Source organism: Pseudoalteromonas sp. S1650 (assembly GCF_005887195.1).
Taxonomy (GTDB): Bacteria; Pseudomonadota; Gammaproteobacteria; order Enterobacterales; family Alteromonadaceae; genus Pseudoalteromonas; species Pseudoalteromonas simplex.
In genome coordinates this window covers 1-17112 of sequence record NZ_PNDF01000025.1, presented here as the reverse complement: position 1 = coordinate 17112, position 17112 = coordinate 1, and the positions used below count along the sequence as shown (strand labels likewise).

The window sequence follows — 17112 nt, the reverse complement described above, 5'->3', positions numbered from 1 at the left end:
CGCAACTCGCAACTCGCAACTTAAATCTTATGTGGCGGTATTACGACACTTTTAAGTAATTCATTTTCCATGATCAAAACGCCTTGATACACGTTTTGTCCATCACTTGAAAACTCAAAAATAAATTCGCTTTTGATACCTGGTTTGCCGCTTTTTAAAATACCAAGTCGGCGTTTATTGCAAGCAACACTCATCAATTGCACATTTAATTGCTCAATTTGTCTTTGTGCATGAAGATTAGCTGCTTCGGCTACTTTTCTGTTTAACCAAAAAAAGTAGATGATGCTGCCAATGATGATGAGTGTCCACAAGCCTGCCATTTACGAAAATAACCTTCCTATTGCGCGAGCGAGTGTTTCGCTACGATTTTCTTTTCTTAATAAACCTAGTAGGTGAGGGCGAATACTAGGAATTGCAACTAAATCGGTGAAAATACTCACAAACAGTTGCTCAATCTCAGTGTGGTGCGCACAGCAATCCATAAACACATGTAAGCGTTCTGGGTCTTCAAGTGTGCTAAAACAGCGTCCCGCAATCGTTAATAGTACATCTGACTGGGTGTTCATATCAGAGCGTAATACAAAATCAACAAGTTGCGCAGTTAAACCTTGTGCTGGTGTTTTTGATAAGCTTCTAAGAGCTGCAACAAGAGCGATGTCGTCTTTATTTTCTATGGCGTTTAAACCATAGGCTAACAATTGCTCTGCAAACACGGGTTCGATTGCAACATGTTCAAGCATTGCACTTAGCGGCTGTAATACTTCGACTGGTAATTGCCCCCAAGCGGCTTGTAGATTTGCTAAATTGTTGTCGTTATCTAAACGCATCGCAAAGTCTGCAATACCTTGTACTGCAACACTTTGCCAATTATCAAATCCTAGTTTGCCTGAGAAATACAGCTGCGCATATTCGTAATACTGTGAAGCACTTTGTTTAAGTAAACATTTAACCTGTGCATTAAATGCTGCTAGCTTGTTGGCGTTTGGCGTAAATACATACGGGTTGTTGTCTAATTTGCCTTCGGCATTTTCACCGGTAATTTCTGTACCAAGCGCTTCAATTACCATATTTGCGAAGTGATCGCGGCTTGCGCTTACAAGACGGCTTTGCTCATCTAGGGGGAATTTTAAAAACCATACATAAGGTTCTTTAGATGCTTTTACATCCCAAAATTGAATAGCAAGCCAAGCATGACCAGCAAGCGGGTATGGGTAAGGGATTTTTGTTTCTTCAATGGCAAGAAATTGTTTTTTGTCTAATTTCGTGATGTGTCTGCCAATATCGAAGGCACGCCAAGTGGTACCTGCTGCATCCAGAAGTTGCCCTAAGGTGGCGATCTGCTCAGTCATAAAATCTCAATTACCGTAATTAATCTATATCAGCCGCGAATTATACGCCATACCATGGCGCCTTGGAACAGGGTATACTAAGCACAAAGGTATTAAGAGTTTTACAATGCATCAACAGACTTTGGCGCTGCTGCGCGAATTAGAATCCACATTACAACGCCATTCACTTTGGCAAACAACACCGATTGACCCAAGTGCACTCAATTCTAGTGTGCCGTTTTGTCATGACACCATGGCTTTTGAGCAATGGCTGCAATTTGTTTTTCTTGACAAAATGCATACCCTCATTGCACATGCCCAGCCTTTACCCCGTAATTTTGCAATTGCACCTATGGCTGAAATGATGTTGGCACAACACAACGGCGGTAATGATGTGATTAACGTTTTACAAAAACTCGATCAACTTTTGAGTGATGACTAAGATGCAAGAGAGTGTTAAGCCACAATTTGATGAGTTAACGATTCTGTACCGCGATGAAAATTACATTGCGATTGATAAACCATCCGGTTTATTGGTTCACCGTTCGTTTTTAGACAAACACGAAACCCAATTTGCGATGCAAATGCTGCGTGACCAAATTGGTCAACACGTGTTTCCTGTACATCGTTTAGATAGACCAACCTCAGGCGTATTATTGTTTGCGTTAAGTTCAGAGGCAGCCCGTGATATGAATCAGTTATTTATTGATGGGCAAATTGAAAAGCGTTATTTAGCTCTAGTAAGAGGCTTTTTAAACGAATCAATCTTCTTAGATAAACCTTTAAAAGAAGAGCTTGATAAAATCGCCGACAAGTTTGCTGATCAAAATAAAGCACCGCAAGAAGCACAAACGCAATTTCATTGCTTGCACCAAGCAAGCTTACCTATTCCAATTGGTAAGTACCCAACAGTTCGTTACTCGCTGGTGGAATGTTTTCCAAAAACTGGCCGCAAACATCAAATTCGTCGTCATTTAAAACATTTATCATTACCAATTATTGGTGATGTAAATCATGGTGATAATCAGCATAATCAATTTTTTAGAGAGCATTTTCAGCTTCGTCGTTTAATGTTATTTGCCTCTGAATTAAAGTTTGTGCACCCTTATAGCAAGCAACCAATAACAATTAGAGCGCCATTAGGCGATGCAATGTTAACGATTTGCCAGCAACTTGGCTGGCCAACAGAAGAAAAGGATTATTATGGCAACCATTAGTATTTTTGTCGGCAGTGTTTACGGCGGTGCTGAGCGTTTAAGCGAACAAGTTATTGAAGTCATTGAAAAGTCTGAGCACCAAGCGCAATTAGTTGAAAATGGCACGGTTGATGACATGCTGGCTGCGTCACATATTTTAGTGATCACTTCAACGACGGGTCAGGGCGATATTCCTGATAACTTAATCGCTTTATATAGCCAATTAAATGATCAATTCCCACTGTTAACAGGCAAGCAATACGGCATTATTGCTATGGGTGACCGCAGCTATGGCGATACGTTCTGTGGTGCAGGTCGCAGTTTTGATGAGCTGTTTCGTGATTTACAGGCAAAACCTGTCGGTCATCGTTTAGAAATTGATGCCTGTGAAGATTTTGAGCCTTGGCCTGTAACTGAGCCATGGTTAAATGAGTGGCTGACGAAAATTAGTTAATGCCTCTTATTGGCAAGTGTCTCTTAAAAGTGCTGATTGAATAAGCAATTGGCACTTTCCCCTTGGTTTTTCGAGTACAGAATCTGTGACCTTGGTGATATACTAATGAATCATTTTATGAGGCTGTTATGATTTCAAAAAACCAACTGAAACTAATTCGTGCATTAGGTCAAAAGAAATACCGTAAGCAATATAACCAGTACCTTGTTCAAGGCGAAAAAAATGTACTTGAATTACTTAACAGTGGTTTAAGCATTGCTCATATTTTTGCGACTCCTGCATTTATTGCTGCGCATCAAACAGCGCTTGCAGCCCATAAAGTCATTGAAGCAGATGAAGACAGCCTAACTAAAGCCAGTACACTTGTTAGTAACAACGCCGCAATTGCTGTTGTTGATATGCCAAGTCAGCAAGCATTACCCACATCAGGACTTATTTTAGCCCTTGATGGCGTGTCGGATCCGGGGAATTTGGGCACGATTATTCGTGTTGCTGATTGGTATGGTATTAAGCATATTGTTACCAGCACAGACAGTGCGGATGCTTATAATCCGAAAACTATTAGCGCAACCATGGGTTCATTTGCTCGCGTGTGTGTCTCACAAACTGATTTAACCAGTTACTTACCAAGCCTAAAGCTCCCTGTGTATGGTGCATTTTTAGAAGGTGAGAACATCCATAAAACTGCTCTTAAGCAAGATGCCGTATTACTCATGGGCAGTGAATCGCATGGTATTCGTGCTGATTGCGAAAGCTTAGTTACTGATAAAATAACCATTCCGGCTTATGGCCAAGCAGAATCGCTTAATGTTGCAATGGCAACGGGTATTATTTTAGATAATTTTAAGCGCCACGCTTAACCTTTTACCCTAAAATGGGTTAAATTGAAGAATAACAATAAAAATCGGTAAAACAATTAGATGCGCTTAAGCACCATAAAATTAGCGGGTTTCAAATCGTTTGTTGAACCCACTAAGATCCCATTCCCTGATCAGATGACGTGTGTTGTCGGCCCGAACGGCTGTGGCAAATCAAATGTCATTGATGCAGTGCGTTGGGTGCTAGGTGAAAGCTCAGCGAAAAACTTACGTGGCGATGCCATGACCGATGTTATTTTTAACGGCTCAACTAATCGAAAGCCAATTTCACAAGCCTCTGTTGAGTTGGTGTTTGATAACACCAGTGGTCATTTACCGAATACCTTTGCTGATCGAAACCAAGTGGCGATCAAACGCTTAGTGACTCGAGATGGCCAGTCAATTTATTTTCTAAATGGCAGCAAATGCCGTAAGCGTGATATTACCGACATCTTTTTAGGCACAGGTCTTGGCCCGCGCAGTTATGCGATTATTGAGCAGGGCATGATCTCGCGTTTAATTGAGAGTAAACCGGCTGATTTACGTGTTTTTTTAGAAGAAGCAGCGGGGGTTTCAAAATACAAAGAGCGTCGTCGTGAAACTCAAACCCGCATTAAAAGTACCCGCGAAAACCTTGAGCGATTGCTTGATGTAAGGCAGGAGTTGCAAACACAGCTCGATAAACTTGCAGTGCAATCAGTCGATGCAAAAAAATACCGAGAGCTAAAAGCCACTGAGCGCACCTTAAAAGGGCAAATTGCGGTTTTAAAATGGCAGAAGTTACACCAACAACAAATCGATAAAGCTGAGCAAATCAATAAACTTAAAGAGCAAATTCAGTTCTTTAGAGAAGCGCACTCTGGCCACGATGATGTTTTAGCAAGTCTTGAAAATCAGGTGCAACTTGAGCAGCAAAAACTGCAAGACGCCCAGCAGGCTCAGCATCAAACTCATACAGAGTTAACCCGCAAAGAACAGCAACAGATCAGCTTAAAGCAGCAACAGCAAACACTTAGCCAAAACCTTATCAAACAGCAACAACTGCAGTTACAAAATAAAGAGCTGCAAGAAGAGCAACACGCTTCAGCCGCCATTTTACAAGAGCAGCTACAAGAAGCGATTGAGCAAAGTTTACTGTGCGCTGAGCAAGTTGCAGAGGTTGAAGAGCAAGTTGCTCTACAGCAGCAACAAACGCAAAGCGCCAATGAGCAATATCAAAGTACCTTACAGAAAAGCCAAGCTCATAGCAGTGATATTAATGTTGCAAAGAATCAACAGGCTCACTTTGCCCAGACTGTTGCGCAACTTGAGTCTCAGCAGACACAACTTGCCGCTGAAATTAGTGAACTCGAAGCGACCCCAGTTGCAGCGCAAATTGCAGAGCAACAACAGCATATTCAAACACTGACGAAGGAGCTTGCGCAGCAACAAAGTGCGCTAAATAAGCTCACTCAAAACCTAGAACAAGCGGATAAAGAACAACAGCACTTAGAGCAGGATTTAAAGCGGGTTCAGCAGCACAGTAATGAAAATAGAGCCAGCATAGCTGCGCTTAACTCTTTGTTATCAGAGCAAACCGACAACGAAAGTGTCTCTCTATTGGCGCAGTTAAAGGTGGCTTCTGGCTTTGAGCCGCTAATTGAACAAGCCCTACTTGGCCTTGAGCATCTAAAGGTCAGTCAACATAAAGAGCCTAACAGTGTTTGGCCTGCAGCTGATGATGAGTTACCAAAAGAGTCATTAGCTAATTATATCGAATCGGGTGCTTACCCTGATTTATTAGCACGGTTTGCATTTCAACCTTGTTTTGATGACGCTATTTTGGCGGATCCATATTGGCTGGCTGTGATTGATGAAGAGGGCTGTATGCATGGTCGTAACTTTCATACCGATGCCAATAAAGACGCCGACAATTCTTTGCTTTTAAAGCATGCTCAGCTAAGTGATGCACAGCAGTTAGATGAAGAACTCAACGAGCAATTAGAAACTAAGCAGCAATTGCTAAATGAGCATCTAGCTCACAAGAAAACGCTTATCGCCGATAAAGAGAAATACAGAGAGCGAATTCACCAAGCGGCTCAGCAGATTGCATCGGCCAGCACTCGACGCGATATGCTATTAGAGCAGCAAACCCAGTGGCAAAACCAGCTTGTTAAGTTACAACAGCGTCAAACCTTACTGGCTGAACAAAAGCAAAATGCTGACGAACAGCAACAAACGCAGCAGTGTTTACTTGAGCAATTGTTAGAGCAGCAATTAGAACTTGAAACTGAGTTAGAGCAAGCAAAACACCAACAAGGTGAGGCAAATAACCGCTATCGCCAAGTGGCTTCTATGCTTGAGCAATATAAAACGCAAGCCCATCAAGCTAATTTGACTGAACAAAAAGCTCGCAGTGAGTGTCAACTTAGCGAAACCAAACTTCAGCATGCAAATGCCGCCCAAAGTGCTGCCAGTGAAGCTGTATTAGAGCTCAACGAGCAACTAGAAGAGCTAGTGATCCCGCTTGAAGAAGTAGCAGAGCAAATTATGCTATTGCTTGAAAAGCATCAACAAAGTGACGTTGAGCTGAAAAACTTGCAAGCGGCCTTGAGTCAAGCTAAAAAGGAGCTTGCTGATAAGCAAACAGCGTTGAAATCATCGCAATCTGAGTTGGTGACGTTACAAGAGCAGTTGCAAGCATTAGCGCTGGATGAGCAAAGTTTAATCGTGAAGGCGCAAGCTGCGTTAGAGCCACTTGAAGAACTGGAACAAAATTTAAAAACAGTACTTGAAGAACTGCCTGACAATGCCAATTTAAATAGCATGCAAACGAGGCTTACAAAAACCACGCAAGCATTAAATGAACTTGGCGCGGTGAACTTAGCGGCAATAGATGAGTTTGAGCAGGCTAAACAGCGCAGCGATTATTTAAATCAGCAGCTTGATGATTTAACACAAGCGTTAAATACCCTTGAAGGGGCGATTCAAAAAATCGACCGAGAAACAAAAAATCGTTTCAAGGCGACCTTTGAACAAGTAAATACAGACTTTGGGGAGTTATTCCCAAAAGTGTTTGGTGGCGGTAGTGCTTACCTTGAATTGACCAGTGATGATCTACTTGAAAGTGGGGTGAGCATCATGGCAAGGCCACCAGGCAAGAAAAATTCGACAATTCACCTGCTTAGTGGTGGAGAAAAAGCGCTGACCGCATTATCATTGGTGTTTTCAATATTCAGGCTCAATCCAGCTCCATTCTGTATGCTAGATGAAGTGGATGCGCCATTGGATGATGCGAATGTGGGTCGTTTTTGCCGTTTGGTAGAAGAGATGTCACAATCAGTACAATTTATTTATATCAGTCATAACAAGATTGCTATGGAAATGGCAGGCAGATTGACCGGTGTAACTATGGCTGAACCAGGTGTATCACGTATGGTCGCTGTAGATATAGAACAAGCTGTGCAAATGGCACATGCATAAAATTTAGGCATATCAAATAATAAAGGTGAGGGGATGGCCGAAGAATTAAGATGGGCTTTAATCGTAATCAGTGTATTTGTCATTGGTGGTTTATTAATTCACGGCTTATGGTCGGTGCGTAAAAAGGACAGCCCAGATACGCCTTCAGTTGAACGGGTTGAACCGAACGAAACAACCAGCGAGGTTCAAGAGCCTGCAACTGCAAAACCGCAAGAACGTGATGAGCCAGAGTTTGGTGATTTAAGCTTTTCAGCAGAAAGTCACGACGAACCAGCTGTTTCAGAACAGGTTGTTGAAGAGCCTGAAGCTAAGCAACAAGAAGTTGAAGAAGAGCCAGCAGATGCACAAGCTCCAACCGATTTCATTATTGTGCATTTACAAATGCCAGAGGGCTTAACAATGGATGGCAGCCAATTATTGCCAGCCGTTAATATGTTAGGCTTTAAGTATTCTGAAGAAGGTTTCTTTAACCGTCACTTAGACCCAGCAGGCACAGGCCCGGTGTTATTCCGTTTAGTGAATATGTACAACCCAGGCACGTTCGATATTGATAATATGGAACAGTTCAGCACTGCAGGTGTTAGTTTATTTATGACCTTACCATGTGATGGCGACGGTCTAAGTGCATTCAACATGTTGCACAGTGCAGCTAAAAAGCTAGCCGATGAATTTGGTGCAACGATTTTAGATAGCAACCGTGAAGAAATGACGGTTGAAAGCGTTCGTGAGTATGTTGAGAAAGTTCGCAGCTTTTCATCATAATCGCACACACAGAGTATAAGTATTAGGCCACTTGGCGTTAAGTCGTCTAAGTGGCTTTTTTATGTAGATTTTTGAGGTTTTCATGTCCAGCCCTATCTTTGAGCAAATTAGCCAACTTCGTGCCCAGTTAGAAGAGCATAACCATAATTATTATGTGCTGGATGCACCGAGCATTCCTGATGCTGAATATGACCGTTTAATGCGCGAATTAAGCGCCCTTGAGCAAGCTAATCCAGAGTTTCAAAGCCCTGACTCTCCGACTCAAAAAGTCGGTGGCGCAGCACTTGATAAGTTTGAGCAAGTCACTCACCAAGTGCCAATGCTGTCACTTGATAATGCCTTTTCAGAAGAAGAGTTTGCTGCATTTAACCGCCGTATCAAAGAGCGTTTAATGGATAACAAGGAGCTGACTTTTTGTTGTGAGCCAAAGCTTGATGGTTTAGCGGTATCAATTATTTACCGTGATGGGGTTTTAGTTCAAGCAGCTACCCGTGGCGATGGCATGGTAGGTGAAAACATCACCCAAAACGTGAAAACAATTCGTAATGTGCCGCTTAAGTTACGTGGCGATGACTTTCCAGCAGAGCTTGAAGTGCGCGGTGAAGTATTTATGGACAGCGCTGGTTTTGTCAAACTAAACAGTGAAGCCGAAAAACGTGGCGACAAAGTCTTTGTTAACCCGCGTAATGCTGCGGCTGGTAGCTTACGACAGCTTGATTCTAAAGTAACAGCAAAACGTCCACTGATGTTTTATGCCTACAGCACTGGGCTTGTTGCCGATGGGCAGTTACCAGAAGATCACTATCAACAACTGGCTAAACTGACCGATTGGGGTTTACCACTTTGCCCAGAAACAAAACTGGTTGAAGGCCAGCAAGCTGCACTTGATTATTACCAAGATATATTGACGCGTCGAAGTAGCCTTGCCTACGAAATTGACGGTGTGGTAATAAAAGTTAACGACAAAAAACACCAAGAGCGTTTAGGCTTTGTGGCACGTGCGCCGCGCTGGGCAATTGCTTTTAAATTCCCTGCGCAAGAAGAAATCACCCAATTACTTGATGTTGAGTTTCAGGTAGGGCGCACTGGCGCAATTACCCCTGTAGCACGATTAGAGCCGGTATTTGTGGGGGGCGTAACGGTATCTAACGCAACGCTGCATAATGGTGATGAAATTGCCCGTTTAGGCGTTAAAATTGGCGATACCGTGATTATTCGCCGTGCGGGTGATGTTATTCCGCAAATTACCCAAGTTGTCCTTGAGCGTCGCCCTGACGATGCGAAAGACATTGAATTCCCTGCTACCTGCCCAATTTGTGACTCACATGTGGAGCGCATTGAAGGTGAAGCGGTTGCCCGCTGTACCGGTGGTTTAGTGTGCCAAGCGCAGCGCAAGCAAGCAATTAAACATTTTGCGTCACGTAAAGCCCTTGATGTTGATGGTTTAGGCGACAAAATTGTTGATCAACTCGTTGACCGTGAGCTTATCAAAACACCTGCTGATTTATTTATCCTTAAACAAGGGCATTTTGAATCACTAGAGCGAATGGGTCCAAAGTCTGCTAAGAACTTAGTTAATGCGCTGCAAGATGCTAAGCAAACAACCTTAGCTAAATTCCTATACTCGTTAGGTATTCGCGAAGTGGGTGAAGCAACCGCGCAAAACTTAGCAAACCACTTTTTAACACTAGAAAAAATCACTCAAGCAAGCGTTGATGCGTTAACTGAAGTAAGCGACGTGGGTGAGATCGTTGCCAAGCATGTACGTGGCTTCTTTAGCGAAGAGCACAATATGGCAGTTGTAAATGCGTTAGTTGAGCAAGGTATTCACTGGCCAGAATTAACCGCGCCAAGTGCCGATGCGCAGCCATTAGCGGGCTTAACTTACGTGCTGACTGGCACATTAAGCGAGCTTAACCGTAATGATGCAAAAGCGCGTTTACAAGCGTTAGGTGCAAAAGTATCGGGTAGTGTATCGGCGAAAACAGATGCGCTGATTGCAGGTGAAAAAGCGGGCTCAAAATTAACCAAAGCACAAGACCTAGGCATTGATGTGTTAACTGAGGCTGATCTTATTGCGCTTTTAAGTGAGCACAATGGATAGTCTATTGCAGGCACTGTCGTCAGTTGCTTTAACAATCGGCAGCTGGCTGCAACCACACCTTTACAATATTTCATTACTGCTGGTGGTGTGCTTTTTATCCTTGTATGCAAACGACATTATTAAAGTGACCAAGCGCTTTGTCGCGCGTCGTCACTTTATTATACGCGTGCTTTGCTTTGTGCTAGTCACTGGGTTTGGGATGGGCTTACTTGTGGTTTTTGTAACTCCATTTTTAAGTAAGTTGCTAATGCTACTCGGTGTTAAATGGCTGGCGCTTACACTTACAGCTGCGTTTTTTGTACTTGGCATCATTGCCGATAAGAAGAACCAAATATGAATCGCTACGGGCCAGAATACTGGGATAAACATGGCGCTTATCGAACCCCAGTAGCGTTTCATTTAACTTTGTTAGTATTGTTACGCAGTTACTTTATATGGATTATGGCGGCGCTCAGCCGTCGCCCTGATTTAGATATCATGTCGCTGTTTTTTAAATCGAAAAGCGATTTCTTTACTGCCATTGCCATAGCTGCAATCGCCTTATTACCGGCGGTGATCTTTTGTTTACGCCGACCTCAAGAAAATGCTGAAAGTGCAAAACGTCTCGCGTCTATTTGGCGTTTTATGCGCTGGCCATTAATTTTGTGTGCCATCACAGATTTAAGTTGGTTAACTTATCAGGCTGCGCACAGTCACTATCAGTTTTCGTTTTTTTTAGCCTGTCAAATGGTACTGGTGTTATGGGTACTGTTATATTTATTAAAAAGCAGATATCTGTCGGTCTTTTTTAATGATTGGCCAGATCCAATTGAAAAAGAGTAGGGCTGCAATATGTTGTCAATTAATAAGCTTTTAGCAAAAATTTCACTCACTATCGCGCTGGTATTAATTGCTTTATGGGTATTTACGCCACTTTGGCACAGTGCTGCATTTTCGTTGTTTGTGATGTTATGGGGCTTTATTACGTTATCAAGCTTATATCGAGTGACTCCGTTATTTGTAGCGCGTAACCCCATTACTGATTTACTAAAGCGTGATGTAAATCAGCTAGCGCTGATAAGTCTGGCTGGTTTATTCGATTTTAAACGCAAAGCTGAGTTTGTTTTAATTGGCCAAATTAAGCAGATTGAAATCGGCGAAGGTATAATCCATGTAACGGATGTCAACGACCAGCAAATAACTGCAGTATTGAGTGTTGCTAGCAGCCAAATTAATAGCCATTTAGTACAGCTACTTTCTGAGCGTGAACGTGCACAAATAGATATCCGGCTGCAAACACATTAATCACTAGGCGCATGCTGCTTGCCCTTAGTAGGGCTTGTGATGTACTGTGCAACTGTTGTATTCAACCCTGAGGGAGCACTATGTTAACTTGGCAAGATATTTTAGAGTTTGCCCATAACGGCAACCCAACACCTCCACGTCGAGTCGAAAAATCGCCATCTGAATGGCAAGCCGAGCTCGAACAAGATGCATTCTATGTAACCCGTTTAAAAGGCACCGAACGTCCGCACAGCTCTGATTCATGTACGATATTTGAACCTGGTCAATATGCGTGTGTATGTTGTGACAACTTACTTTTTGATGGCGATGAAAAGTTTGATAGTGGCACCGGCTGGCCGTCATTTACTCAGCCAAGCAGTGTTGAAAGCATTGCCTATATCGCGGACTCTAGCCATGGTATGCAGCGTATTGAAGCTATTTGTAATGTTTGCGATGCACATTTAGGACATGTATTCCCCGATGGCCCGCCGCCAAGTGGTTTACGCTATTGCATGAATGCCATAGCGATGAAAAAACGCGACTAATGCGTGTTTAACCCATACTTAATCTAGGTACTGGGCAATGATGAAAATAAGGTGCTCACGGTGAATTGGCTTACTAATTATGTAGTCTGTCAAAATACTGGATTGCGCCTTATTGTCTTTTAATACCGATGCTGTAACCGCAATGATTGGAATATGCTTAAAGCGATCATCACTACGAATTAGCTGACTTGCTTCTAATCCACCCATCACTGGCATCTTTAGATCCATAATGATCAGATCAGGTTGGTTCTCTTCTACCTTTTTCAAGGCCTCTTCACCGTTTATTGCTGTATCTATTGTAAAGCTCCAGCGTGATAGAAATGACTCCAAGTACTCACGGTTGTATGGAATATCATCAACTATCAATATACGAGCTGGATTAAAATGATAGCTAGAAATAGCAGGGTAATTTCGATGTTTAACCTCTGTTTTTGATTCGGCAAATTCTATATTTGGTAGCAATACAATAAACTCGCTACCTTTATCTTTTTCACTAATTACAGATAGTTCACCACCCATCAATTTTATAAAGCGATGAGATATAGCTAAACCGAGTCCAGTGCCACCAAATTCAGAACTGCGTTGCCCTTGAACTTGCTCAAAATCATTAAAAATCAGCGCTTGTTGATCGGTTGGGATCCCCTTGCCAGTATCTTTGACATGAATTTTTATATTAATGTGGCCATCATTTTCACGTTCCTCAAAGTCAAAGTGAACTTTAACGCTACCATGTGAGGTAAATTTAATCGCATTACTGATCAAGTTTGTCAGTACCTGTCGAACTTTATTGCTATCAAGTAAAACAGGGGTTTTAAATTCAGGGTGTGAAGTGATCTGTAAATCTAGATCCTTTTGAGCGCTGAGCTGCAAAAACATCATACTTAGTTCATGGCACATCGTCGGAATTTCGACCCTTTCCATGTCCAGCTGCATTTTTCCTGCATCAATTTTAGATAAATCAAGAATATCATTGAGGACGTTTAGCAGAGAGCTGCCAGAGATCGAAATGGCTTCTAAATAGCGGCGTTTATTTTTATCAGTTTCACTGTCTTGGAGTAATTGGCTGAAGCCTAATACTGCATTAAGCGGTGTTCTTAGCTCATGTGACATATTCGCTAAGAACCTGCTCTTAGCTTGGTTTGACTGCTCGGCTTGCTCTTTGGCATCCAAGTATTCTTGAGTTCGTTTTGCAACGGTTTCTTCTAATTGACTATGTTGCTCATGCATGCTGTTTATTTGTTGTCTTACTGCAGCACGCATCATTTTAAAACCACTGGCAAGAGTGCCAATTTCATCACGACTTTTAATATTTATTGGGCAATTTAGATCGCCAGTGGTAACTGCATGCGAAAACTCAACTAATTGCTCAATAGGCTGTAAAATAATTCGGCGTATAATGATATAAGCAATGAGTAATGCAGTAAGTAAGTAAATTGCGAACAGTGATACAGCATTGCTGATAATTGATTTAGTTTTTAATGTTAAATCAATATCTGAAAAACTAACAATAACATAGCCAATATTTTCATCTTGGGCGTTATTGATTGGAACTGCTACAGCATATTGTTGATCTAAAGTGATGATAGAATTTTGTTTTGGATTGAGCTGCTTTATTATCGTTTGATTTGTTTCTAAGGTATCGACTTTGCTGTAATCAGGGTGAGCGGCAATAAAGTTATTCTGATCGATAAAGTAGATTGTCTTTAAATCATCAAATGTATTATTTGCCAGAATACCTTTAAGAGTGATGCCTTGAATTTTTAAAACCCAACTACCTACTGTATTGTCTTTTGTAAGGGTCTTTATCTCTGAGAGCATAGGTGAGACGATGGCATTAGCTTTTTCACTCATATTCAGCAAGGTTTGCTCTTTTAACTCAATAACATGTAAAGTTGTACTTACCCCTAAAATCAACGTAATAGTAAACCCAATAATGAGTAGGATTTTATGAGCAATACTGACTCTCATTGTTTATTTTCACTCCTTGTCTGTAATGCCCGCATATTAACATTAATTTTTGCATCAGTAGCTTTTATTGATTGCTTTATGTCTGCTCCATAAAAAATTTGACTAAATGTTTGCGATATAAGCTCACCGACAACTGGAAACTCAACCATCCCAGCTTGCAAACGGTCAGGAGTAGCATGCTCAAATACCCATAACATGGCTTTATTAAAGCCTGGTTTGTTTACGAGAGTAAATAGTTTCTCGTGCCACACCTTTTGTCTTGGCGGTGAGCCGCCTGTACTTAATAATGCCGCTGTTTGCTCACTGGTTGCCCACTGAATAAATAACCACGCTGCTTTTTTTTGATTTGATTGGTTATTAATTGCGAATGCCCAAGACCAAGGAGATGTTTCACGGGCGACTGGACCGGCTGGTAACGGCGCGGCTTCCCATTTATTCCAAATATCTGATTCTTCAGCGGTATCTATTTCATTATAAAAATGAGAGGCTAAAAACGCCGAAGCAAGTTGACCTTCTTTAAATAGTCGACGAATTTCATAAAAGTGCAGCAAGCGACTGTTATCAGGATTGCCGAATCCCGTTACAAGGTCTCGGTATGCTTGCAGACTTTGTGCTGTTTGAGGGCTATCAAAAACAGACTGACCTTGCGCGTCAATTACTTCAGCACCATAAGCACGCATAATGGGTAACACTGTCCAAGTGTTTAATCCTGCACCTGGCAGAGTTCGGGAGGCAAATGCGTGCATGCCATTTAAAGATGGGGTGCGGTCAATTGCCTTTTGAAGCTTAATTTTAGTCTCTTGTAGTTGCTCGTACGTGTCGGGTACCGCTAAGTTAAAGTGCTCGAACAGATCTTTACGATAAAAATAAATCGGTGCAGAAAAATCAAATGGTAACGAGTATAAAGCGCCATTGATTTTACAAAGAGCCAAGCTACGTTCGCTAATATCTTCTAACTGATACCAAGCTTTGTCTGTGAGTTTTGGGTTATCAATATAGGGTTGTAGGGGATCTATCCAGCCTCGACTTTGTGCTTCACCCAAAAAGGTTATACCCATTGGCAGTACATCATAGAGGCCTGTATGCATACTTAAATCTTGGTGGCGACGAACACGCATTTGAGATTGTTCTAAGGCATGAAAACCTACAGATATCCCTGTTAACTCTTCAAATAGAGGGATATATGGTTTTAGGGCCAAAAATGCAGGCTGCTCATCTGCTAATATGTTGATATGTGTACCAGACTCACTTTGCCAGTTTATTTTGGCTTGCTGCCAATATTGCAACATTGCAGAAGCTGAACAAATAGGGCTTGTAATTATGAAAGATGCAATAAGGAGATGCTTTATTAATTTCAAAAAGATGCTCCACGAAGAGGGTTATTCAGAAAGCTTGATATTTAACTTGGCAGCTTGTGCTTTTATTTTATCAAACCTCATAGCTTGTTCATCTTCTAAAGACTGAGACGCTAAGAGGGTGTAGCACTTTCTTGCAAGCATTAAGTTGAAAGACTGCCCTTGACTGCTTGTGTCAAATAAACACTGTAGCAGATTTAACGCAATACTGGCATTTTTAGGCATAATTCTAAATGCTTGTGTGAATGCCTCAAGCGCAGTATTGAGCTGGCCTTTATTAAACTGCGTTACAGCGTGGTTATTGAGCTCTTTCGGGCCAAGCTTAATATCACGTCGCTCAGTTTGCTGTTGTTGAATATAACGTAAATACACCGGATCGCTTACTGACGGGTGGCGTTCACAGTGAGTTATTATTTGGTTAAACAGCATCTGTGCTTTATGGTGAAAACCAAGCTCATGAAACGCTTTCGCTTTATCGAGCGCTCCATCTACAGAACGAATCTGAGTGTCACTTTCATCAAGTTGATTGATAAGTGCTTTAGCCTTTTGATGTTCATCTTTTAAATAATGTAAACGTGCGTTAAGAACATCAATTTGTGTTTGATTATTACTATTCGGAAATTGTTTTTTTAAATCACTCAAATATTGATTTGTTTGTCTTGAAATGCGATTAACTTGATCGGTTTGATCCGTCGTTAAGGCAAAATCAATCCCTGCACGAGCCGCATTTAGGTACACATCAGGGTTGTCGTGAATTGAGTGTTTAGCATAACTAGCTATATCTTTTTGGGTTAAATAATTTTTCTCGTAGTCATGATTAAGTAATGAAACATGGCTAAGCGTTTTTTGCCTCTCGATATTGCGAGGTGCAATTTCAACAGCTTGGCTGAAAAAAAGCTGTGCATCATCAAATTTATTGAGCTTTATCTCTAACTTTCCGAGTAAATCCAGAGCTACTAAGCGTGTTTCACTCCTTTGTAGCATAGTCCTCAACATTCTATGAGCGAGAGTATGCTCATTATTTGCAATTAAAGCTTCCACTAAACCAACTTTTGCCCATGTAAATTTTTGAATATCGAGCACAGATTTGAAAAATGCTTTGGCTTGTTCATTTCTGTTTAAACGAAGTAGGGCATCGCCTTTTAATCTCAATAAAATCGCACTGTAACTATTCGATTTGTTTTGTAGTAATTGATCAATGCTCTTTATAGCTTTTGAGTCGTTTTCATCATCAATCAACTGGTATATATTTTTTAGATGATGCTTTCGCAATAAAACTTTTTCAATTCTATTTTTTAAGTCGTAAATAGTAAAAGGTTTAACAAGAAAGTCATCCGGCTGCAGCTCTAAAACACTATGAACCAAAGAACCACTGGTTTCTGCAGATATAAATATAAAACCTGTGGAGTTTTTAATTAGGCGTTTAACTTTAAGTTCTTCATAAAGCTGATAGCCATCCTGGTGTTTACTTAGATTAAAAGAACAAACAATGAGATCAAACTGTTCTATTTGACACTGTTCTTTGGCAGCAATAGCGTGTTCTGCAAATCGCAACTGACGAAACCCCAATCCCTCTAGAGACTGCTTCATATAGCTCTGAGCAAGTGCTTGCTCTTCGACTATTAATATTTTGGCTTTCGAAAAAATCTTTGCGGGCATTAGACTTGCGACCGAGTATTGTTAACAGTGACTATAATAAACAGTCTAGCTGCTGACAAGGCAAATTACAGCTTTTGCAACGATTTAAAGTTTAGCTTTGGGCTATAACAATAAAGGGGGAAGTGATGAGTAATAGACTTTAGAAGTTAGATATTAGAA

Annotated in this window: 16 protein-coding genes; 11 read left to right on the top strand and 5 right to left on the bottom strand. The window is 41.4% G+C overall.

What is annotated here, in order from left to right:
* Positions 1-20: 20 nt before the first annotated feature.
* Together CWB80_RS09670 and CWB80_RS09665 are read right to left on the bottom strand one after the other, a co-directional pair.
* A complete protein-coding gene (locus tag CWB80_RS09670; protein WP_054553721.1) occupies positions 21-320 on the bottom strand; it encodes a DUF3301 domain-containing protein in 300 nt (99 codons plus the stop codon).
* Positions 321-1349, bottom strand: a complete 1029-nt coding sequence (locus CWB80_RS09665; RefSeq protein ID WP_138599992.1) for a DUF3549 family protein — start codon at positions 1347-1349, stop codon at positions 321-323. It abuts the gene before it with no gap.
* 106 nt (positions 1350-1455) lie between these two features.
* On the opposite strand from CWB80_RS09665, the gene CWB80_RS09660 reads away from it, so the two are divergent.
* The 11 genes from CWB80_RS09660 to msrB all read left to right on the top strand — a co-directional run bounded on the left by CWB80_RS09660 (position 1456) and on the right by msrB (position 11971).
* On the top strand, positions 1456-1770 hold the full coding sequence (locus CWB80_RS09660; protein ID WP_138599991.1) for a YqcC family protein: 315 nt from the start codon (positions 1456-1458) through the stop codon (positions 1768-1770).
* A gap of 1 nt (position 1771) precedes the next feature.
* Entirely contained in the window at positions 1772-2545 is a 774-nt protein-coding gene (gene truC, locus CWB80_RS09655; RefSeq protein ID WP_063527466.1) for a tRNA pseudouridine(65) synthase TruC, read from the top strand.
* Positions 2532-2978: a flavodoxin gene (locus tag CWB80_RS09650; RefSeq protein ID WP_105175164.1), complete on the top strand. Its 447-nt coding sequence runs from the start codon at positions 2532-2534 to the stop codon at positions 2976-2978. Before truC ends, CWB80_RS09650 begins: the two co-directional genes overlap by 14 nt.
* 128 nt (positions 2979-3106) lie before the next feature.
* Positions 3107-3838 (top strand): RNA methyltransferase, encoded by a 732-nt coding sequence (locus CWB80_RS09645; RefSeq protein WP_138599990.1) that lies wholly within the window; start codon positions 3107-3109, stop codon positions 3836-3838.
* Between the two features lie 60 nt (positions 3839-3898).
* Positions 3899-7297, top strand: a complete 3399-nt coding sequence (locus CWB80_RS09640) for a chromosome segregation SMC family protein (RefSeq protein ID WP_138599989.1) — start codon at positions 3899-3901, stop codon at positions 7295-7297.
* 33 nt (positions 7298-7330) lie between these two features.
* Positions 7331-8059, top strand: a complete 729-nt coding sequence (zipA, locus tag CWB80_RS09635; RefSeq protein WP_138599988.1) for a cell division protein ZipA — start codon at positions 7331-7333, stop codon at positions 8057-8059.
* Between the two features lie 82 nt (positions 8060-8141).
* Positions 8142-10163: an NAD-dependent DNA ligase LigA gene (ligA, locus tag CWB80_RS09630; protein ID WP_138599987.1), complete on the top strand. Its 2022-nt coding sequence runs from the start codon at positions 8142-8144 to the stop codon at positions 10161-10163.
* Positions 10156-10500, top strand: coding sequence for a DUF3392 family protein (locus CWB80_RS09625; protein ID WP_138599986.1), 345 nt, complete (start codon positions 10156-10158; stop codon positions 10498-10500). The genes ligA and CWB80_RS09625 overlap by 8 nt, the downstream gene beginning before the upstream one ends.
* Positions 10497-10985, top strand: a complete 489-nt coding sequence (locus CWB80_RS09620) for a DUF2919 domain-containing protein (RefSeq protein WP_138599985.1) — start codon at positions 10497-10499, stop codon at positions 10983-10985. The genes CWB80_RS09625 and CWB80_RS09620 overlap by 4 nt, the downstream gene beginning before the upstream one ends.
* A gap of 9 nt (positions 10986-10994) precedes the next feature.
* Positions 10995-11447 carry a hypothetical protein gene (locus CWB80_RS09615; protein WP_138599984.1) on the top strand — a complete coding sequence of 151 codons (453 nt, stop codon included), beginning with the start codon at positions 10995-10997 and terminating at the stop codon, positions 11445-11447.
* Positions 11448-11527: 80 nt separating this feature from the next.
* Complete coding sequence (msrB, locus tag CWB80_RS09610; protein WP_138599983.1) at positions 11528-11971, top strand: peptide-methionine (R)-S-oxide reductase MsrB; 444 nt, start codon at positions 11528-11530, stop codon at positions 11969-11971.
* A gap of 18 nt (positions 11972-11989) precedes the next feature.
* On the opposite strand, the gene CWB80_RS09605 is transcribed toward msrB, so the two are convergent.
* From CWB80_RS09605 to CWB80_RS09595, 3 genes are read right to left on the bottom strand one after another with little or no spacing between them, the layout of a single operon-like run.
* The gene (locus tag CWB80_RS09605; RefSeq protein ID WP_138599982.1) at positions 11990-13939 is read right to left on the bottom strand and encodes an ATP-binding protein; all 1950 of its coding nucleotides are present in this window, start codon (positions 13937-13939) and stop codon (positions 11990-11992) included.
* Entirely contained in the window at positions 13936-15297 is a 1362-nt protein-coding gene (locus CWB80_RS09600) for an extracellular solute-binding protein (protein WP_138599981.1), read from the bottom strand. Before CWB80_RS09600 ends, CWB80_RS09605 begins: the two co-directional genes overlap by 4 nt.
* Positions 15298-15318: 21 nt before the next feature.
* Positions 15319-16953, bottom strand: a complete 1635-nt coding sequence (locus tag CWB80_RS09595) for a response regulator (protein ID WP_054553706.1) — start codon at positions 16951-16953, stop codon at positions 15319-15321.
* Between the last annotated feature and the right edge of the window lie 159 nt (positions 16954-17112).